This is a genomic window from Mycobacterium sp. NGS56 (genome assembly GCF_059812425.1).
Genome location: NZ_JCALCQ010000011.1, coordinates 50,843 through 68,555, shown reverse-complemented (window position 1 = coordinate 68,555; position 17,713 = coordinate 50,843). Strand labels below are relative to the sequence as shown.

19 protein-coding genes and 2 pseudogenes are annotated in these 17,713 nt (G+C 64.8%); 12 read left to right on the top strand and 9 right to left on the bottom strand.

Features of this window, described 5'->3' with window-relative positions; genetic code table 11:
• Nucleotides 1–19: 19 nt before the first annotated feature.
• Complete coding sequence (locus AC5Y4F_RS21415) at nucleotides 20–1,135, bottom strand: fatty acid desaturase family protein (RefSeq protein ID WP_499998448.1); 1,116 nt, start codon at nucleotides 1,133–1,135, stop codon at nucleotides 20–22.
• A gap of 32 nt (nucleotides 1,136–1,167) precedes the next feature.
• The gene (locus AC5Y4F_RS21410; RefSeq protein ID WP_499998446.1) at nucleotides 1,168–2,271 is read right to left on the bottom strand and encodes a flavin reductase family protein; all 1,104 of its coding nucleotides are present in this window, start codon (nucleotides 2,269–2,271) and stop codon (nucleotides 1,168–1,170) included.
• 43 nt (nucleotides 2,272–2,314) lie between these two features.
• Here AC5Y4F_RS21410 and AC5Y4F_RS21405 point away from each other — a divergent pair, with 43 nt between their 5' ends.
• Nucleotides 2,315–3,016, top strand: a complete 702-nt coding sequence (locus AC5Y4F_RS21405; protein ID WP_197520515.1) for a TetR family transcriptional regulator — start codon at nucleotides 2,315–2,317, stop codon at nucleotides 3,014–3,016.
• Between the two features lie 34 nt (nucleotides 3,017–3,050).
• Here the strand turns inward: AC5Y4F_RS21405 and AC5Y4F_RS21400 are convergent, their stop codons facing one another.
• Entirely contained in the window at nucleotides 3,051–3,404 is a 354-nt protein-coding gene (locus tag AC5Y4F_RS21400; protein WP_067932905.1) for a hypothetical protein, read from the bottom strand.
• Between the two features lie 61 nt (nucleotides 3,405–3,465).
• Nucleotides 3,466–4,071 (bottom strand): GNAT family N-acetyltransferase, encoded by a 606-nt coding sequence (locus AC5Y4F_RS21395; protein WP_067933034.1) that lies wholly within the window; start codon nucleotides 4,069–4,071, stop codon nucleotides 3,466–3,468.
• A 51-nt stretch (nucleotides 4,072–4,122) separates the two neighbouring features.
• Here AC5Y4F_RS21395 and AC5Y4F_RS21390 point away from each other — a divergent pair, with 51 nt between their 5' ends.
• The 3 genes from AC5Y4F_RS21390 (at nucleotide 4,123) to AC5Y4F_RS21380 (ending at nucleotide 7,366) form a co-directional block, all read left to right on the top strand.
• Nucleotides 4,123–5,220 (top strand): F420-dependent hydroxymycolic acid dehydrogenase, encoded by a 1,098-nt coding sequence (locus AC5Y4F_RS21390; RefSeq protein WP_067932907.1) that lies wholly within the window; start codon nucleotides 4,123–4,125, stop codon nucleotides 5,218–5,220.
• A 52-nt stretch (nucleotides 5,221–5,272) separates the two neighbouring features.
• Complete coding sequence (locus tag AC5Y4F_RS21385; protein WP_067932909.1) at nucleotides 5,273–5,974, top strand: GAF and ANTAR domain-containing protein; 702 nt, start codon at nucleotides 5,273–5,275, stop codon at nucleotides 5,972–5,974.
• 96 nt (nucleotides 5,975–6,070) lie between these two features.
• Nucleotides 6,071–7,366 (top strand): acyl-CoA dehydrogenase family protein, encoded by a 1,296-nt coding sequence (locus AC5Y4F_RS21380; protein ID WP_067932911.1) that lies wholly within the window; start codon nucleotides 6,071–6,073, stop codon nucleotides 7,364–7,366.
• A gap of 93 nt (nucleotides 7,367–7,459) precedes the next feature.
• On the opposite strand, the gene AC5Y4F_RS21375 is transcribed toward AC5Y4F_RS21380, so the two are convergent.
• Nucleotides 7,460–7,915: a MaoC family dehydratase gene (locus tag AC5Y4F_RS21375; RefSeq protein WP_067932913.1), complete on the bottom strand. Its 456-nt coding sequence runs from the start codon at nucleotides 7,913–7,915 to the stop codon at nucleotides 7,460–7,462.
• 145 nt (nucleotides 7,916–8,060) lie between these two features.
• Here AC5Y4F_RS21375 and AC5Y4F_RS21370 point away from each other — a divergent pair.
• A pseudogene (locus AC5Y4F_RS21370) lies at nucleotides 8,061–8,237 on the top strand (alpha/beta hydrolase); the annotation flags it as partial.
• 336 nt (nucleotides 8,238–8,573) lie between these two features.
• On the opposite strand, the gene AC5Y4F_RS21365 reads toward AC5Y4F_RS21370, so the two are convergent.
• The 3 genes from AC5Y4F_RS21365 to AC5Y4F_RS21355 are packed head-to-tail and all read right to left on the bottom strand — an operon-like array spanning nucleotide 8,574 to nucleotide 9,996.
• Nucleotides 8,574–8,975 carry a DUF302 domain-containing protein gene (locus AC5Y4F_RS21365; RefSeq protein WP_067932918.1) on the bottom strand — a complete coding sequence of 134 codons (402 nt, stop codon included), beginning with the start codon at nucleotides 8,973–8,975 and terminating at the stop codon, nucleotides 8,574–8,576.
• A gap of 52 nt (nucleotides 8,976–9,027) precedes the next feature.
• Complete coding sequence (locus AC5Y4F_RS21360) at nucleotides 9,028–9,642, bottom strand: mycothiol-dependent nitroreductase Rv2466c family protein (protein ID WP_067932920.1); 615 nt, start codon at nucleotides 9,640–9,642, stop codon at nucleotides 9,028–9,030.
• 33 nt (nucleotides 9,643–9,675) lie between these two features.
• A complete protein-coding gene (locus AC5Y4F_RS21355; RefSeq protein ID WP_499998429.1) occupies nucleotides 9,676–9,996 on the bottom strand; it encodes a metal-sensitive transcriptional regulator in 321 nt (106 codons plus the stop codon).
• A 232-nt stretch (nucleotides 9,997–10,228) separates the two neighbouring features.
• Here AC5Y4F_RS21355 and AC5Y4F_RS21350 point away from each other — a divergent pair, with 232 nt between their 5' ends.
• The 7 genes from AC5Y4F_RS21350 (at nucleotide 10,229) to ag85C (ending at nucleotide 17,489) form a co-directional block, all read left to right on the top strand.
• Nucleotides 10,229–10,660: an MmpS family transport accessory protein gene (locus AC5Y4F_RS21350; protein ID WP_067932924.1), complete on the top strand. Its 432-nt coding sequence runs from the start codon at nucleotides 10,229–10,231 to the stop codon at nucleotides 10,658–10,660.
• Nucleotides 10,657–13,569, top strand: a complete 2,913-nt coding sequence (locus AC5Y4F_RS21345; RefSeq protein ID WP_499998424.1) for an MMPL/RND family transporter — start codon at nucleotides 10,657–10,659, stop codon at nucleotides 13,567–13,569. The genes AC5Y4F_RS21350 and AC5Y4F_RS21345 overlap by 4 nt, the downstream gene beginning before the upstream one ends.
• Before the next feature lie 24 nt (nucleotides 13,570–13,593).
• Entirely contained in the window at nucleotides 13,594–14,109 is a 516-nt protein-coding gene (locus AC5Y4F_RS21340) for a metallophosphoesterase family protein (protein ID WP_067932928.1), read from the top strand.
• Nucleotides 14,110–14,152: 43 nt separating this feature from the next.
• Entirely contained in the window at nucleotides 14,153–14,605 is a 453-nt protein-coding gene (locus tag AC5Y4F_RS21335) for a MarR family winged helix-turn-helix transcriptional regulator (RefSeq protein ID WP_499998421.1), read from the top strand.
• Entirely contained in the window at nucleotides 14,602–15,432 is an 831-nt protein-coding gene (locus tag AC5Y4F_RS21330; protein WP_499998418.1) for an ATP-binding cassette domain-containing protein, read from the top strand. The genes AC5Y4F_RS21335 and AC5Y4F_RS21330 overlap by 4 nt, the downstream gene beginning before the upstream one ends.
• Nucleotides 15,422–16,240 carry an ABC transporter permease gene (locus AC5Y4F_RS21325; RefSeq protein ID WP_499998413.1) on the top strand — a complete coding sequence of 273 codons (819 nt, stop codon included), beginning with the start codon at nucleotides 15,422–15,424 and terminating at the stop codon, nucleotides 16,238–16,240. Before AC5Y4F_RS21330 ends, AC5Y4F_RS21325 begins: the two co-directional genes overlap by 11 nt.
• A gap of 235 nt (nucleotides 16,241–16,475) precedes the next feature.
• The gene (ag85C, locus tag AC5Y4F_RS21320) at nucleotides 16,476–17,489 is read left to right on the top strand and encodes a diacylglycerol acyltransferase/mycolyltransferase Ag85C (RefSeq protein WP_067932935.1); all 1,014 of its coding nucleotides are present in this window, start codon (nucleotides 16,476–16,478) and stop codon (nucleotides 17,487–17,489) included.
• 59 nt (nucleotides 17,490–17,548) lie between these two features.
• Here the strand turns inward: ag85C and AC5Y4F_RS21315 are convergent.
• A pseudogene (locus AC5Y4F_RS21315) lies at nucleotides 17,549–17,712 on the bottom strand (DUF1275 domain-containing protein); the annotation flags it as partial.
• Between the last annotated feature and the right edge of the window lies 1 nt (nucleotide 17,713).

Here is a 17,713-nt window from a genome sequence, read left to right as displayed (position 1 = left end):
GATGGCCGGACCGCGGGGATTAGGCGGCGATCAGCTCGGGCTCGGGGGTCTGCTCGGCGATGGATTTGCGCGCCCACGAGTCGGGGAAGGTCAGCCGGACGATCTTGCGGACGACGGTGCCGAACTGGCGCAGCAGCGGACCACGGTTGTAGGGGATGCCGTAGCGTTCGCAGATCTCCTGCACCTCGGGCGCGATCTCGGAGTAACGACGGGCCGGCATGTCAGGGAACAGGTGGTGCTCGATCTGGTGCGACAAGTTGCCGGACAACAGATGAAAGAACTTGCCGCCGGTGAGGTTTGCCGAGCCGAGGACTTGGCGGAAGTACCACATGCCGCGTGACTCGTCCCTGGTTTCTTCGACGGTGAATTCCTGGGTTCCGTCCGGGAAGTGGCCGCAGAAGATGATCATGTACGACCACACATTGCGCATCAGGTTTGCGGTGAGGTTACCGGCGAAGACGAACGGCGCAAAGGGACCGGCCAGCAGCGGGAAGGCGACGTAGTCCTTGAGGGTCTGCCGACGGGTCTTTTTCCAGATGGCCCGGAGGACATCGCGCTTGTCCTCGAGCCGGATCTCGCCGGAGCGAATGCGCTCGGTTTCCAGTTCGTGCAGTGCGACGCCGTACTGGAACAAGACCATCAGCAGGAAGGCGTAGACCGGGTTGCCCAGGAAGTACGGCTGCCACCGCTGATCTTCGCTCATCCGCAGAATCCCGTAACCGATGTCACGGTCCATCCCCACGATGTTGGTGTGGGTGTGGTGCATGTAATTGTGCGAATGCCGCCATTGATCGGCCGGGCATGCCGTGTCCCACTCGAAGGTGCGACCGGAGATCGCCGGGTCGCGCATCCAGTCGTACTGGCCATGCATGATGTTGTGGCCGATCTCCATGTTGTCCAAGATCTTCGACAGGCCCAGCATCGTGGTGCCCGCCAGCCACGCCGGCGGCAGGAACCCGGCGAACAGCAGCGCCCGGCCACCGACTTCCAGCGCACGCTGCGTCTTGATGACGCGGCGGATGTAGTCGGCGTCCTGTTCGCCGAGCTCTGCCATCACGCGTTCCTTGATGGCGTCGAGTTCACGGCCGAATGCGTCGGCCTGTTCGCGTGTCAGGATGATTTTGTCGTTCGACATTGGTTGTCCTCCAAGCGTTTCGTGATGGCTTTTTAAAGCGACAGGTCGACGTCACCGACCGGAACGGACACGCAGATCTGCACGTCCTCGTCGGGAGCGGTCGAGACCGCGCCGGTAACCAGGTTGCGCACGGTGCCGGTCGTCTTGCGGCGCGTGCAGGTGTGGCAGATGCCCATCCGGCATCCATTTTCGGGTGACAGGCCCGCAGATTCGGCCTGTTCCAACAGCGAGCGCCCGTCGTCGACGATGTCAACACCACTGTCGGAGAACGTGACTCGTCCCCCCGACGGTTTCTCCGGCGGCTCGAAAACCGGTGGCACGAAGCTCTCGGTGGACACGTTGTCACACTGCGATCGGACCGCCTCGACCAGAGGCGTTGGCCCGCAGACGAATACCGCATCGGGTGATGGCATCGCGGCGGCCAGGTGCTCTGGGCCGAACCGCCCGGTGAGGTCGCCGTCGTGTGATCGGGTATAGCCGTGCAGCACCCGCACCGACGACATGGCGGCCAATTCGTTGCGGTAGCACGCCTCGGCCGGCGTGCGAGCGTAGTGGATGAAGGCGATCTCGCCCGAATGCCCCTCGGCGAGCAGGGTGCGCACCATCGCCATCACGGGAGTGATGCCGCTACCCCCGGAGATGAAGAGGATGCGCTGCGGGCGCTGTGGTCCACGCGCCGGCAGCGTGAAGTCGCCGCCGGTGCCCGTCAAACCCACCACCATGCCGCGGTGCGCGCGTTCGTACAGATAGTTCGAGACCAGGCCGCCCTCGTGCCGACCGATGGTCAACTCGAGGTTGGGCGTCCCTTCGGCATTGGCGGGCGAATAGCAGCGGGTGTGCCGGCGGCCGTCGATTTCGACGGTGAGGTTGACGTACTGGCCGGCCTTCGGCGGGTGAGCGGACAGGAAGGTGTCGTTGGGGGTCAGGGTCAGGGTGACACTGCGCGGCGTCGTCCGGCGCACGTCGGTCACTTTGGCGCGAGCTTCGCCCAGCGTCCAGGTCGGCGCCACCAGTTCGGTGTACCGATCGACGCCGTGCGGACCGGTCAGCAGGTCTAACAGCTCTGAACCCAAGACGCGCTGCCGTAGGGTCCGCGCGAAAGCGCGGCCAGAAGTCTGAGCGGTTTGAGTGAACATATGTACACCGTGCAACCCCGGCGCCCGTGCAGTCAAGGGTTTAATGCCTGGCTGTGGTAGGGTTCACACAGTGAACAGCCGTACTCCTAGCTCACGCGGGCGCGGCTCAAGCCGCGAGCGCTCGCGCGACAGCCAGTCGCGGGAGGAACGCAAGGAGGCGACTCGCCGGGCCATCATCGCCGCGGCCCTCAAGCTGCTGCAAGACCGCAGCTTCTCCAGCCTGAGTCTGCGCGAGGTGACCCGTGAGGTCGGCATCGTTCCGGCGGCGTTCTACCGGCATTTCGATTCGATGGAAGCCCTGGGCCTCGTCTTGATCGACGAATCGTTCCGGAGCTTGCGCGACACCCTGCGCGATGCGCGTGCCGGCAAGCTCGACCCGAACCGTGTGATCGAGTCCTCCGTCGAGATCCTGGTCGCCAGCGTTGCCGACAGGCGCGAACACTGGCGGCTCATCGGCAGGGAGCGCAACAGCGGCCTGTCGGTGCTGCGGTACGCGATTCGCACCGAGATCCGGTTGATCACGTCCGAACTGGCCACCGACCTGGCGCGATTCCCCGGGCTGAACAAGTGGACCACCGAGGATCTCAACGTGCTGGCCACCCTGTTCGTCAACGCCATGATCGTGATCGCGGAGGCTATCGAGGATTCGCAGAGCACAGAGGCGACCGACGACATCCGCCGGCTCGCGGTCAAGCAGTTGAGGATGATCGCAACCGGCATCGCCGGCTGGCGAAGCACTCCTTGATTACGTCGACTGGAGTAAACAGCCGAGCACTGACTTACTCGTCGACGACGTCGTACAGCGAGTCGCCGTCCTCCGGCGTGCCGTCGATCTGGCCTCGATGGGCGCGCCGAGGGGTGTCGTCGACGGGCTCGATCGCATCGGGAACGTCGGGTTCCTCGGCGGCCAACCGGGCGTCGAGGGATTCGCCCTCACGTTCTTCCCTGGCCGTCACGCCGAACTTGTTGGCCTCGCTCCAGCCCTCGGGAGGGTCGACCACGATGTCGCCGTCGTCGTTGCGCAATTCGTCCGAGTCGGTACCTTCGCTCGCGTTCAAGGTGTCACCCGGGCCGCCCTCTTCGGGGAAGTCCGCGGGATCCACCTGTTCGTCGGCTTGGGGGTTATCGCTCATGCCGAGACGGTTGCCCGCGTATTCAGGGGGTTAAACGCGGGCGCGGAGCCGTCAAGCGCGGCTACCGCGGCGGGCGCCACATGGCCCACAGGCTCGGACCACCGTCGGGCAGCACGATCTCGCGGGTGACCGTGAAGCCGAATCGCTCGTAGTACGGCACGTTTTCGGGCTTGCTCGACTCGAGATAGGCCGGGCAGTACTCGGCGTCGCAGCGGTCCAGCCGCGACCTCATCAGCGCCTGACCGAATCCCGTGCCGCGGACGGCCGGATCGCTTCCGATCACGGCCAGATACCAGTGTGGTTCCTCGGGGTGCAGGCTCTTCATCAATTCCTGTATCGCGCGTCCGCGCATCGAGCGCACGCCGAACACCCGAATGAAGGTCGGCGTCATGGCCAGCTGCCCACCGGTTGTCTCCCGCCACTGGTTGGGCGGATCCCACAGCGCCGCCGCGCCGATACCCGCGTCGACGTGGGCTATCTCCACGCCCCCGCGTGCCAGGTGGTGGTGGCGCGTCATCGTCGCGAACAGTCGGGACAGCTGTGCGGTCCGCTTGTCCTGATCGGGAATCAGCCAGATCGTCACCGGGTCGTCGTGGAACGCGCGCGCCAGCGTGCGGGAAAGTTCGCGGATATCAGCCTTGACTGCCGGTCGGACCTGCGGGGTCATCAGCATCAGGCTAGTGCGTGTGAGCCCCGGCGGGACGGGTATGCCGATCCGGTGACCGGCATCTCGCGGCGAGCATTCGGGCGGGTGGCAGCCGGCGCGGGCGTGCTCGGATCGGTCGGACTGGCCGATGGATGCGCGAAACCGGCTGGCGAGCATGCCACGTCCCGCGGTCCAACGCCGGCGCCGGGCAAGGGCGTGGGCTTCGTGCTCTCCCACGAGCAGTTCCGCACCGATCGGCTGGTGGCACAGGCTCAGGCGGCCGAGGAGGCCGGCTTTCGGTACGTGTGGGCCAGTGACCACATCCAGCCCTGGCAGGACAACGAAGGCCACGCGATGTTTCCCTGGCTGACGCTGGCGCTGGTCGGCAGCAAGACCAGTCGCGTTTCGTTCGGAACCGGGGTCACGTGTCCCACCTATCGCTACCACCCGGCGACGGTCGCCCAGGCCTTCGCCTCCCTGGCGATCCTCAACCCGGGCAGGGTGTTTCTCGGCGTTGGCACCGGCGAGCGGCTCAACGAACAGGCCACCACCAACACCTACGGTAACTACGCCGAGCGCCACGACCGGCTGGCCGAAGCGATCGACCTGATCCGCCAACTGTGGAGTGGGTCGCGAATTTCCTTCTCGGGGCGGTATTTCCAGACGAATTCGCTGAAGCTCTACGATGTCCCGGCCACGCCCCCGCCGATTTTCGTGGCCGCCGCCGGCCCGAAGAGCGCGCGACTCGCCGGACAGCGCGGTGACGGCTGGATCACCCAGGCCCACGATGTGACGGATCCAAAACTGTTGGCGGCCTTCGCTGCCGGCGCGCAAAAGGCCGGCCGTGATGCCGGAACGCTGAGCAAGCGTGCCGAACTGTTCGCCGTCGTCGGCGACAACGCCATGGCGACCCGGGCCGCCACACTGTGGCGTTTCACGGCCGGGGCCGTCGATCAGCCCAATCCCGTCGAGATCCAGCGCGCGGCCGAGTCCAACCCCGTTGACAAGGTGTTAGCGGGCTGGACCGTCGGCACCGACCCAGCCACGCACATCGAGGCCGTGCAGCGTGTACTGGACGCCGGTGCCATCCCGTTCCTGCACTTTCCCCAGGACGATCCCGTCGTCGCCATCGACTTCTACCGCGCGAACGTTTTACCGAAGCTGCGCTGAACGCGACCGCGCGGTTACGCGCGGTCGGCGAATCATGCAGAATCGGGGTCCTATGGACGTTTCGGACCCGGGTTTCCACCACGCGCTGGCGGTGCGGATGGCCGAGCTCGCCCGCGGGCTGGCCGCGCCGCGCCGCCTCGAGCAGGTGCTTGGCGACGTGACCGCCATGGCGGTGGAGGTGATACCGGGAGCTGACGTCGCGGGTGTGCTGCTGGTGAAAAAGGGCGGCGACTTCGAATCGCTGGGCGAAACCGACGGCCTGGCCGCGCAGCTCGACAAGCTGCAGCACGACTTCGGTGAGGGGCCGTGTGCCGAGGCCGCCCTGCAGGAGACGATTGTGCGCAGCGACGACCTGCGTAGCGAGTCACGCTGGCCGAAATATGCGCCCGCCGCGGTCGAGCTCGGTGTGCTCAGCAGCCTGTCCTTCAAGCTGTACACCGCGGATCGCACGGCCGGCGCACTGAACCTGTTCGGCCACCAAACCAATGTGTGGGACACCGAAAGCGAGACCATCGGGTCGGTGTTCGCCGCGCACGCCGCCGCGGCGATCCTGGCCGGAAGCCATGCGGAGCAACTGTATTCGGCGGTATCGACTCGGGACCGCATCGGTCAGGCCAAGGGCATCATCATGGAACGCTTCGGCGTCGACGACGTCCGGGCCTTCGAGTTGCTGCGGATGCTCTCGCAGGAGAACCAGATGAAACTCGTCGACATCGCCCAGCGGATCATCGAGACCCGCGGCGAGCGCGAATAGGTCCTTGCCGGATACGAGCTGAAAGCCCCGCTCTAGGATGGGGTGGCTTCATCAACGAGTCCGGCGCGCCGTTGCGCCGGGGATTGGTTGGCCACCGTGTGGGACTTCGAAACAGACCCCGAGTACCAGGCAAAGCTGGACTGGGTCGAAAAGTTCATGGTCGAAGAGCTGGAACCGCTCGACCTGGTCGCCCTCGACCCCTACGACAAGCAAAACGCCGAGATGATGGCCATCCTGCGGCCGCTGCAACAGCAGGTGAAGGACCAGGGACTGTGGGCCGCTCACCTGCGCCCCGAGCTCGGCGGGCAGGGCTTCGGTCAGGTCAAGCTCGCGCTCCTGAATGAGATCCTCGGGCGTTCCCGTTGGGCGCCTTCGGTGTTCGGCTGTCAGGCACCGGATTCCGGCAACGCCGAGATCCTCGCGCTGTTTGGCACCGATGAGCAGAAGGCGCGCTACCTGCAGCCGCTGCTGGATGGCGAGATCACCTCGTGCTACTCGATGACCGAACCGCAGGGTGGTTCGGATCCGGGGATGTTCGTGACAACCGCGACCCGGGACGGAGACGACTGGGTCATCAACGGGGAGAAGTGGTTTTCCAGCAATGCCAAGCACGCGTCGTTCTTCATCGTGATGGCGGTGACCAAGCCGGATGCGCGCACGTACGACAAGATGTCGCTGTTCATCGTCCCGGGCGAGACACCCGGGATCGAGATCATCCGCAACGTCGCCGTAGGAGGCGAATCGGGCAGGCACGGCTCGCACGGATACGTCCGCTACAACGATGTGCGCGTCCCGGCCGACCATGTGCTCGGTGGCGAAGGCTCGGCGTTCATGATCGCCCAAACCCGACTCGGTGGTGGCCGAATCCATCACGCTATGCGAACTATTGCTTTGGCACGCAAGGCTTTTGACATGATGTGTGAGCGTGCCGTCTCGCGCCAGACCAGGCACGGGAAACTGGCCGACTTCCAGATGACCCAGGAGAAGATCGCCGACAGCTGGATCCAGATCGAGCAGTTCAGGCTGCTGGTGCTGCGCACCGCGTGGTTGATCGACAAGCACCACGACTATCAGAAGGTCCGACGTGACATCGCGGCGGTGAAGGTGGCCATGCCGCAGGTGCTGCATGATGTCGCCCAGCGAGCCCTGCACCTGCACGGCGCGCTGGGCGTCTCCGACGAGATGCCGTTCGTCAAGATGCTGGTAGCCGCCGAATCGCTGGGCATCGCCGACGGGGCCACCGAGCTGCACAAGATGACGGTCGCGCGCCGAACCCTGCATGAATATGAGCCGGTGACAACGCCTTTCCCCTCCGCCCATATCCCGACCCGGCGCGCCGAGGCGCAGGCGCGACTGGCCGAGCGGCTGGAACACGCGGTCGCCGAGTTTTAAGGCGCGCCCCCCGTCGCGACACATAACCTGCGCACCCGACTCGCCGAGAAGAATATGCGTGGTTTATGTCTCGTGGCTGAGGCGCTGACGGCGTCAGGCGACGAAACGAACCACGCTTTCGGCCACACACGCCGGCTTGGCCGAGCCCTCGATCTCGACCGTGGTCGAGATGGTCGCCTGCACGGCGCCGTTACCGACGTCATCGACGCTGACCAACGAACTCTGCGCGCGCACCCGAGAGCCGACGGGGACCGGGGCGGGGAACCGAACTTTATTGAGGCCGTAGTTGATTGCGAGCTTGATTCCGTTGACGGTGTAGATCTGGTGCTGCAGCCGCGGCAAAAGCGCCAAGGTCATGAAGCCGTGGGCGATGGTCGTGCCGAACGGACCCGACGCGGCCCGTTCCGGATCGACGTGGATCCACTGGTGATCGCCGGTCGCATCGGCGAACAGGTTGACGTCTTCCTGGGTGATGGTGACCCAGTCGCTGTGCCCGAGGTCTTCGCCCGCGGCAGCGGCGAGTTCGGTGACTGATTCGAAGGTGCGCATTGAAGTTTCTCCTTGGTTTCGGCTGCTAACAATAGCGCCGGGCATCGACGCCCGGGCATCCGGCCGAGGCACCGACCGGTTTGTCCGAAGCAGCCGCGAGTAGTAGCCGGTGGACACAACCTCCAACCGCACGGAAGGCCACCGCATGCCCGATGTGACCGCGCACCACGGCATCTTCAAGGACACCTACCTGCACGTCGACGACACCGGCGGCGCGGGTTCGCCGCGCAGCGACAAGCCCCTCACCGGGTACACCTACGAGAACCTCACCAAAGACCTGCACTCCCTCATCGAGCCTCTCGAACTGCGGGATATCACGCTCTCGGACCGCCATGACCGCCGCCCAGTCGGCCCACGGGGGGCCGGGGCTGAGCAGCACGTCGAACAGCCGCCAAACGTGCATAAACGCGGCGGTGAGCACACCAAGTGAAACCAGCCTGCCGCCGACGTACGCGACGCTGGACACACACGGCCGCCCATGGTGAACGAGCAGCACCAACGACACCACCATGGGCACGGACGAAAGCGCGACCACCATCGCAGGTGCAGTCAACTTCTGCAGTACCAGCCCTGAAAGCGCCGGCAGGTCAACACCTTTCAGGTGAACTGGGCGCCGCGAGCGCGATGTCCGGGCGACACCGGGGGATGCGGCAGCGGGCTAGGCTAGCGCGCTAATCGCCGCCTTCAGCTTGGCGGTGGCCTGGTCCGCCACGTCCTGCAGCGCCCCCGCCTCCTCGGTCACCTTGACCATGACTTGGGGGTCCATCGCCTCGACCAGTATTGCGTCGCCGTCGCCGGCGGGGTCCGACCGCACCACCACGTTGCACGGCAATAGCTGGCCGATCTGGCGGTGGATGCCGAGCGCGCGATGCGCCAGCACCGGGTTGCAGGCACCCAGGATGAGATAGTTCTCCATGTCCTCGCCGAGCTTTTGCTTCAGCGTGGCTTTCACGTCGATCGTGGTCAGGACGCCGAATCCCTGCTCGGCCAGTGCCTTTGTCGTCCGATCCACCGCGTCCTCGAACGAGGTGTGCAGCGTGGTGGTCAATCCTGATGTCATCTTTTCCTCCTCATTTCAGCGTTGAACTACCCCGGATTCCGCCCGATAGCAGCTAGGCCGCGGTGCGCGGCCGTTGCAGCTGGGCGAACTGCGGGGTTGCGGCCAAGCTGGCGACCGCGTCGAACACCGCGGTGGCGTCCTTCGCGGCCGGTACACCGGTGAGAACCGGCCCGAAAAACGTGTGTCCATCGATTCGCAGAATCGGGCTGCCGCCCATCTCACCCAGCGCGTCCTGCGCCGCTTGATGTTGCAGCCGGATCGACGCGTCCAACGATTCGTCCGTAACCGCGGCCGCCGTGGCGCCGCCGACCCCCGCCGTCATCAAAACGTGCGCAACAAGATTCGCATCGACGGGCTCGGAATGCTCGAAATACCGCTCGCCGAAGGCGAAATACGCGGCGGTCCATCCGTCGGTGCCGCCGTCACGGGCGATGGCTACCATCAGTCGGCCGACCTGCTGCGAGTCACGCATCCGGGCCTGCTGCGGGGGCGGCAGTTCGCGTCCCTCGTTGAGGACCGCCAGGCTCATCAGTTGCCAATCGATGCCCATTCCCGTCCGCTCGGCGACGGCACGCAACCAGCGTGCGGTGTTCCACGAGAACGGACACACCGGGTCCAGCCACAATGTCACCTGCGGTCCGGTCTGATCGCTTCGGGTGAAAGACATCTGCCCTTTCCTCTTCTCCTAGCAGCCGGGCGGTCAGGCCAGGCTCAGGAACAGCTTTTCCAGCTCATCCATCGACGGCGGTGACGCACCGGCCGGCCGGTCTTCTGATGACGTGATGCAGTCCCGCAGGCCGGAGGCGATGATCTTGAATCCCGCGCGATCCAGGGCTCTCGATACCGCCGCCAGCTGGGTGACGACGTCCTTGCAACTGCGTCCCTGCTCGATCATCGAGATGACACCCCCGAGTTGACCCTGCGCTCGGCGCAACCGGGCAAGGACCGCATCGATGTCACCTCGGTTATGCCCGGCGATGCCACCATTAATCGCTGCGTCGCCGCGTGCTTCCTTTGCCATACCTCCTTCATACCATACCCGGCGGGGTATACCACGGCGGTTGCCTGATACCCCCCGGGGTATAGTATTAGTTGACCTGCGGTTCACGCTGCGGCTTGCCGGTACGTAGCACGCGATCCCCGCGAGGTATACCTGCCGACCCAAGGCGGGGGCCAAATGGCTCTATTGGCTGCGCCGATGCGGGTCGAGACTCCGTACCAGAAAGACCAGGTCACGAGAGAAAGGAAACTCAATGTCCACGTTTCTCAAACGGGCTTGGGTGCCGCTCGTCGTCGTGGTGGCGGTTGCCCTCGGCGGTATTGCCGTCGACCGGCTCCGCGGTGTTTTCGGGTCCGACGCGATCTTCACCGCAACCGGCAGCAGCGCCGAACCTCTTGAGGCCTCGCATGTCAAGCACGTCACCTACGAGGTCTACGGACCCAGCGGCACCTCCGGAAGCGTGAGTTACCTCGACAAGAACGCGCAGCCGGAACAAGCGGACTTCACCACCCTGCCCTGGACCTTCACGGTGACGACGACCGTGCCGGCCGTGATCGCCAGCGTGGTGGCACAAGGCAACAGCGACGACATCGGATGCCGCATCACCGTCAACGGCGAGGTCAAGGACGAGCGATCCACAGCCGGGCGCCACGCCCAAACTTCCTGTCTGGTCAAAGCCGGATGAACACCGGCACCGACGCTCGTCCGAGGTTCATGCGGTTCGTCCGCAGGTTCGCCTGGCCCATCATCCTCGGATGGCTACTGCTGACCGTCGCACTGAATGTCCTTGTGCCACCGATCGAGTCGGTCGCACGCAACCACACGGTGACGATGTCGCCACAAGACGCGCCGGCGATGATCGCCGCCAAGCGCATCGGCGCAACCTTCCACGAGTCGGACTCCGACAGCACCGCGATGATCGTCATGGAGAGCAGCAGTCCACTAGGTGACGAGGCGCACCGGTACTACGACGTCTTGGTGACAAGACTGCAAGCCGACCCCAAGCACGTGCAGCATGTCCAAAACGTCTGGGGCGACCCCCTGACCGCCGCCGGTGTCCAGAGCCGGGACGGCAAAGCCGCTTACGTCCAACTCAACCTGGCCGGCAACCAGGGCAGCACCCTGGGCAACCAGTCCGTGGACGCGGTGCGAAGGATCGTCGACAAGTCAGAGCCCCCCAAAGGGCTCAACGTCTACGTCACCGGTCCCGCCCCGCTGACCACGGACATGAACGAGGCCGCCGACAAGAGCATGTTCAAGATGATGGGAGTCACGGGCGTGGTCATCATGATCATGCTCTTCATCGCCTATCGTTCCATCAGCACAGTGCTTCTGGTCCTTGTCATGGTCGGGTTCGAGATGGGTACGGCCAGAGGGCTTGTCGCACTACTGGGGAACAACGAGCTGTTGGGATTTTCGACATTCGTCGTGGCGATGCTGTCCTCGTTGGCGATCGCAGCGGGTACCGATTACGCGATTTTTCTCATCGGGCGTTACCAGGAGGCGCGTCAGGCCGGCCAAGATCGAGAAGCCGCCTACTACACGATGTTTCGTGGAACCTCGCACATCATTTTAGGCTCCGGGTTGACGATCGCCGGGGCCACGTTCTGCCTGCACTTGGCGCGGCTGTCCTACTTCAAGGCGCTCGGGATCCCGTCCGCCTTGGGATTGCTCGTCGTCGTGGCGGGAGCGATGACCGCCGCCCCCGCCGTCGTTGCGGTGGCCACCCGGTTCGGCTTGCTCGAGCCCAGACGGATGATCAAGACGCGCGGGTGGCGCCGCATCGGCACAGCCACCGTCCGCTGGCCCGGTCCGGTCTTCGCGGCCTCTCTGGTCATCGCGATCGTCGGCATCCTGATCATGCCGAGCATGAAGGTCAGCTACAACGACCGCTTCTACATACCCCACAACCTGCCGTCGAACGTCGGCTATGCGGCCGCCGAGCGCCATTTCAGCGCCGCCACAATGAATCCCGACATCCTCATGATCGAAGCCGATCACGACATGCGCAACAGCGGCGACATGATCATCCTGGATCGAATCGCCAAGAACGTGTTCAATTCGCCCGGAATCGCAATGGTGCAGAGCATCACCCGGCCGCTGGGTGGTCCAATCGAGCACACGTCCATACCGTTCCAGATCAGTGCTCAATCGATTCCGATCCGGCAGAACATTCAGTTCATGAAGGACCGCTCGGACGACATGCTCAGGATGAGCGACGACCTCGGCGCTTGGACCACCTCGATGCAGCGGATGCAGGGCCTGCTCGGGCAGATGAGCGGCGCGACCCATCGCATGGTCGGCGACATGCACGAGATGCAAGCCACACTGGACGAGATGCGGGACCACCTGGCGGATTTCGACGACTTCGCGCGGCCGTTCCGCAACTACCTGTATTGGGAGCAACACTGCTTCAACATCCCGGTGTGCTGGGCGTCGAGGTCGGTGTTCGAGGCGATCGACGGTGTGGACAAGTTCAGCGAGAACATGAGCACGCTCATCAAGGACGTGAACAACGTCGACGCGATACTGCCCCAGATGCTCGCCGAACTCCCGCCGATCATCGCCGTCGCCAAATCCATGCAGGGGACGCTGCTAACCATGCACAGCAGCTTCTCCGGTCTGATCACGCAAATGTCCCAGATGACCGACACGGCCAGCGCGATGGGCCAGGCCTTCGACGCCTCGCGCGGTGGCGACTACTTCTACCTGCCGCCGGAAGCGTTCCAGAATCCTGACTTTCAGCGCGGTCTGAAGCTCTTCTTGTCGCCGGACGGTCGGGCCGCGCGCTTCATCATCACCCATGACGCCGACCCGGCGACGCCTGCGGGCATCTCCGCGGTGATGCCGGAACTGACCGCCGCCCATCAAGCGGTCAAGGGGACGACCCTGACCGGCGCCACGTTCTACCTCGCCGGCACCGCGGCCATCTATCGCGACATCCAAGCGGGCTCCCATTACGACCTGCTGATCGTGGGACTCGCGGCGCTGACGCTGATCTTCGTCGTCATGCTGATCATCACGCGTGCGTTGGTCGCATCCCTGGCGATCGTCGGCACGGTGCTGCTGTCACTGGGTGCCGCCTTCGGCCTGTCGGTCTTGGTCTGGCAACACCTGTTCGGTCTCGAATTGAACTGGATCGCGCCGGTTTTCGGGTTGATCATTTTGCTGGCGGTCGGATCCGACTACAACCTGCTGCTGGTGTCGCGGTTCCAGGAGGAGATCGGGGCGGGGCTGAAAACGGGCATCGTCCGCTCGATGGGCGAGACCGGCGGGGTGGTCACCTCGGCGGGCCTGGTGTTCGCCTTCACGATGATGTCGATGGTCGCCAGCGACCTGCGCTCGATCGGCCAGGCCGGCAGCACGATCGGTCTTGGCTTGCTGTTCGACACGCTGATCGTGCGCTCGTTGATGACACCGTCGATCGCGGCGCTGCTCGGGCGGTGGTTCTGGTGGCCGCAACGGGTGCGGCCACGCCCGGCCAGCTCCATGCTCCGGCCCTTCGGTCCGCGTCGCCTCGTTCGCTCGCTTCTGCTGGGTGAGCCCGCGGACGCCCCAAAGCCCTTAAAAGCCCTGGCGCCGTCGGCGAGGTGACAACCGCGGGCGCAAGATGGGGCTGTGAGGCTTCTGCTGATTGCCGACACCCACATCCCCAAACGCGCCCGCGACCTGCCCGCGTCGGTGTGGGATGAGGTGGCCGAGGCCGATGTCGTCGTGCATGCCGGCGACTGGATAGCGCCGGAGTTCCTCGACGAGCTCGAGGAACGGTCGGCCCGGCTGGTGGGTTGCTGGGGAAACAATGACGGCCCGGCCGTGCGCGCGCGGTTGCCCGAACGAGCGCACGTGAGCTTGGCGGGGGTGCGGTTCACCGTCGTGCATGAGACCGGCGCCGCCAGCGGACGCGACGCCCGGATGTCCCGGCTCTACGCCGGCAGTCAGGTGCTGGTCTTCGGGCACAGCCACATCCCGTGGGACACCACCACGGCTACCGGCTTGCGCCTGCTCAATCCCGGGTCGCCGACGGATCGCCGCCGACAACCGTTCTGCACCTACATGACCGCGCGCATCGACGGCGGCGAGCTGACCGACGTCGTACTGCATCGCCTCGGTAACGGGTACATACCTCACACATAGCTTCCACATAGATAGCTCGGCTACAGAGGTATTATGGGGCCATATGAAATCGCGCACTGATGTGGCGGGCGAGCTGTTCGGTGTCGTCGGCAGATTCCGCCGACAACTCCGCAGGTCGGCCGGCCGCGGGTTCGATTCGTCGCGGCTTTCCGAGTCTCAATCGGAGCTGTTGTGGCTGGTCGGGCGTCGCCCGGGGATATCGGTCAGCACCGCGGCCGCCGAGCTCGGGCTGGTGCCCAACACCGCCTCGACCCTGGTCACCAAGCTGGTGTCCGGCGGGCTGTTGCTGCGAACGGCCGGAGACACCGACCGTCGGGTCTGCCAACTCCGGCTCGCAGAGCCCGCCCAGCAGGTCGTCGACGCGTCCCGCGCCACCCGGCGGGCATTGTTGGCCGAGGTGATCGATGAACTCGACGACGACGAAATCGAGTCTTTGACAAAGGGATTGGAGGTCCTCGACACGATGACTCGAAAACTGCAAGAGCGTCGATCATGAGCGGATCACTGCCGATGGCGATCGACGGCCGAAACCTGACGTATCGCTACGGTCAGTTCACCGCCGTCGACGATGTGACATTGCAGGTACGGCCCGGCGAAACCATGGGCCTGCTGGGGCCCAATGGCGCCGGCAAGACGACTATGGTCCGGATGCTGACCACGCTGACCCCGGTGCAGCACGGCGAACTGCGTATCTTCGGAATGGACGCGCGCCGCCAAACAACCGACATCAGAAGCAACATCGCCTATGTGCCGCAACAGCTTTCGATTGAGCCCGCACTCACCGGCCGGCAGAATGTGGCTTGGTTCGCGCGGCTGTACGGCGTAGCCCGCAACGAGCGCGCCGAGCGGGTCGATCAGGCGCTGGTCGCCATGGATCTCATGGAGGTGGCCGACCGGCTGGCGTCGTCATACTCCGGCGGCATGGTGCGCCGCCTCGAGGTGGCGCAGGCGCTGGTCAATCGCCCGTCGCTGCTGGTACTCGACGAACCAACCGTCGGACTGGACCCGATCGCGCGCGACGGTGTGTGGGCACAGGTGCACAAGATGCAGGCGCGGTTCGGCATGACCGTGCTGCTGACCACCCATTACATGGAGGAGGCCGACGCGCTGTGCGATCGGGTCGCGCTGATGCACCGCGGTCAACTGCGGGCCGTCGGCACCCCAGACAAGTTGAAGGCGACGGTGTCGCCATCGGCCACCCTCGAGGATGTGTTCCGCCGTTACGCGGCATCGGGTCTCGATGACGAAGAGGATCCGTCGGAAGCGGGCGGATCCATTCGCGAAATCCGATCCAGCAGAAAGGTGGCGCGTCGTGTCGGTTGATAACGCCGTGGCGGGTCCGCTGATCCGCGCCCCGCGTGGCCGGCAACGAATCGGCGCGCTGTCCAGTCGCATCGGAGCATTCGCGATCGTCGAATTGCAGAAGCTGCAACACGACAGGACCGAGCTGGTCACCCGGATGGTGCAGCCCGCGCTGTGGCTGTTGATCTTCGGGACTACGTTCAGCCACCTGCATGTCATCCCCACCGGATCGGTGTCGTACCTGGCTTTTCTGGCGCCGGGGATCATCGCCCAGTCGGCGCTGTTCATCTCGATTTTTTATGGGATACAGATCATTTGGGATCGAGACGCCGGCGTACTAGCCAAACTCATGGTGACCCCGGCCCCGGCGTCGGCGCTTATCACCGGCAAGGCGTTCGCAGCCGGCGTCCGTTCGGTGGCCCAGGTGGTGGGCGTACTGGCGCTGGCGTATGTGATGGGTATCGGCCTGACGGTCAACCCGCTACGGATCGTGTCCGCAATGGCCATCGTCATGCTCGGCGCCGCGTTCTTCGCGTGTCTGTCCATGACCCTGGCCGGTCTGGTGCGCAGCCGCGATCGTCTGATGGGGATCGGCCAGGCGATCACGATGCCGCTGTTCTTTGCGTCCAACGCGCTGTACCCCGTCGACGTGATGCCGACGTGGCTGCACGTGCTGAGCAAGGTCAACCCACTGAGTTACGAGGTGAACGCACTGCGTGGCCTGCTGATCGGCACCCCTTTCAACCCCGTGGACATCGTCGTGCTGGTGGTGGCGGCTGTTCTTGGAATCGTCACGGCATCAACGCTTTTACGCCGCCTGGTTGCCTGATGCTGTTGCCGATGCGATAGTGCATGCGCTATCGCATCGCAAGGTGGACGGATGATTTCGAGAGTCGATCGTGACCCGGCTGTGACGATTTCTGGGCGAGGCTCAATCGTTAGCTAACCGCGATCTGTCATCGCGGCCGCGACAGTCGGATTCGGCGCTCCCGCTGTGTTTCACTCCCCGAGAACAAATTCGACCGCACCGTGCGGCAGATGCAAGTTGGGATGGGTAGAGAGCTATGTCGTTCTTCGAAAAGTTGCGTGGCGCAGCGGCTATCATGCCGCGCCGACTGGCGATCGCGGCTATGGGTGCCTCCCTGCTGTCCGGTCTCGCGGTAGCCTCCGGCGGCTCCCCCGTCGCGGGGGCCTTCTCCAAACCGGGCCTTCCCGTGGAATACCTTGAGGTGCCCTCGCCGTCGATGGGCCGCAACATCAAGGTCCAGTTCCAGGGCGGCGGATCGCACGCCGTCTACCTGCTCGATGGCCTGCGGGCGCAGGACGACTACAACGGCTGGGACATCAACACCCCCGCGTTCGAGGAGTTCTACCAGTCCGGCCTGTCGGTGATTATGCCGGTGGGCGGCCAGTCCAGCTTCTACAGCGACTGGTACCAGCCGTCGTCGGGTAACGGACAGAACTACACCTACAAGTGGGAGACCTTCCTGACCCAGGAGATGCCGTTGTGGATGCAGGCCAACAAGCAGGTTTCCCCGGCCGGCAACGCGGCGGTGGGCCTGTCGATGTCGGGTGGCTCCGCATTGATCCTGGCGGCCTACTACCCACAACAGTTCCCGTACGCCGCCGCACTGTCGGGCTTCCTCAACCCGTCCGAGGGCTGGTGGCCAACGCTGATCGGGCTGGCGATGAACGACGCGGGCGGCTACAACGCCAACAGCATGTGGGGCCCGTCCAGCGACCCCGCGTGGAAGCGCAACGACCCGATGATCCAAATCCCGCGGCTGGTCGCCAACAACACCCGCATCTGGGTCTACTGCGGTAACGGCACCCCCAGCGATCTCGGCGGTGACAACATGCCGGCCAAATTCCTGGAAGGCCTGACGTTGCGCACCAACCAGCAGTTCCAGAACAATTACGTGGCCGCGGGCGGACGCAACGCGGTGTTCAACTTCCCGGCCAACGGGACGCACTCGTGGCCGTACTGGAATCAGCAGTTGATGGCCATGAAGCCGGACATGCAGCAGGTGCTGCTGGCCAGCGCCACCACCGCGCAACCAGCACAACCGGCAACCTAAGAACCGGCAGGCCAGCATCGGCAGTAGCGCACCGGTCAGCGCTACTGCCGATGCTCTTTTCACGCCTCGTCGAGAAGGGCCGGGCGGTCGGAGTCGAATAGGTGTAGCCGGCCGTCAGCCCGCACACGACGGTCGCCACCACCAACATCCCCGTCCCGGTGACCAGCGTGCTGACGAAGCCGCCGACCGTTGCGCCCACCATGAAGCCGGCGAACAGCAGGAAT

Excerpts from the sequence above, each read along its gene's own strand:
- AC5Y4F_RS21360 (WP_067932920.1), bottom strand. The coding sequence starts at position 9,642 with ATGTCTTTCACCCGAAGCGATCAGACCGGACCGCAGGTGACATTGTGG.
- ag85C (WP_067932935.1), top strand. The coding sequence starts at position 16,476 with ATGTCGTTCTTCGAAAAGTTGCGTGGCGCAGCGGCTATCATGCCGCGC.
- AC5Y4F_RS21405 (WP_197520515.1), top strand. The coding sequence starts at position 2,315 with ATGCCTGGCTGTGGTAGGGTTCACACAGTGAACAGCCGTACTCCTAGC.
- AC5Y4F_RS21375 (WP_067932913.1), bottom strand. The coding sequence starts at position 7,915 with ATGCGCACCTTCGAATCAGTCACCGAACTCGCCGCTGCCGCGGGCGAA.
- AC5Y4F_RS21400 (WP_067932905.1), bottom strand. The coding sequence starts at position 3,404 with ATGAGCGATAACCCCCAAGCCGACGAACAGGTGGATCCCGCGGACTTC.
- AC5Y4F_RS21410 (WP_499998446.1), bottom strand. The coding sequence starts at position 2,271 with ATGTTCACTCAAACCGCTCAGACTTCTGGCCGCGCTTTCGCGCGGACC.
- AC5Y4F_RS21415 (WP_499998448.1), bottom strand. The coding sequence starts at position 1,135 with ATGTCGAACGACAAAATCATCCTGACACGCGAACAGGCCGACGCATTC.
- AC5Y4F_RS21350 (WP_067932924.1), top strand. The coding sequence starts at position 10,229 with ATGTCCACGTTTCTCAAACGGGCTTGGGTGCCGCTCGTCGTCGTGGTG.
- AC5Y4F_RS21335 (WP_499998421.1), top strand. The coding sequence starts at position 14,153 with ATGAAATCGCGCACTGATGTGGCGGGCGAGCTGTTCGGTGTCGTCGGC.
- AC5Y4F_RS21385 (WP_067932909.1), top strand. The coding sequence starts at position 5,273 with ATGGACGTTTCGGACCCGGGTTTCCACCACGCGCTGGCGGTGCGGATG.
- AC5Y4F_RS21365 (WP_067932918.1), bottom strand. The coding sequence starts at position 8,975 with ATGACATCAGGATTGACCACCACGCTGCACACCTCGTTCGAGGACGCG.
- AC5Y4F_RS21355 (WP_499998429.1), bottom strand. The coding sequence starts at position 9,996 with ATGGCAAAGGAAGCACGCGGCGACGCAGCGATTAATGGTGGCATCGCC.
- AC5Y4F_RS21330 (WP_499998418.1), top strand. The coding sequence starts at position 14,602 with ATGAGCGGATCACTGCCGATGGCGATCGACGGCCGAAACCTGACGTAT.
- AC5Y4F_RS21395 (WP_067933034.1), bottom strand. The coding sequence starts at position 4,071 with ATGACCCCGCAGGTCCGACCGGCAGTCAAGGCTGATATCCGCGAACTT.
- AC5Y4F_RS21345 (WP_499998424.1), top strand. The coding sequence starts at position 10,657 with ATGAACACCGGCACCGACGCTCGTCCGAGGTTCATGCGGTTCGTCCGC.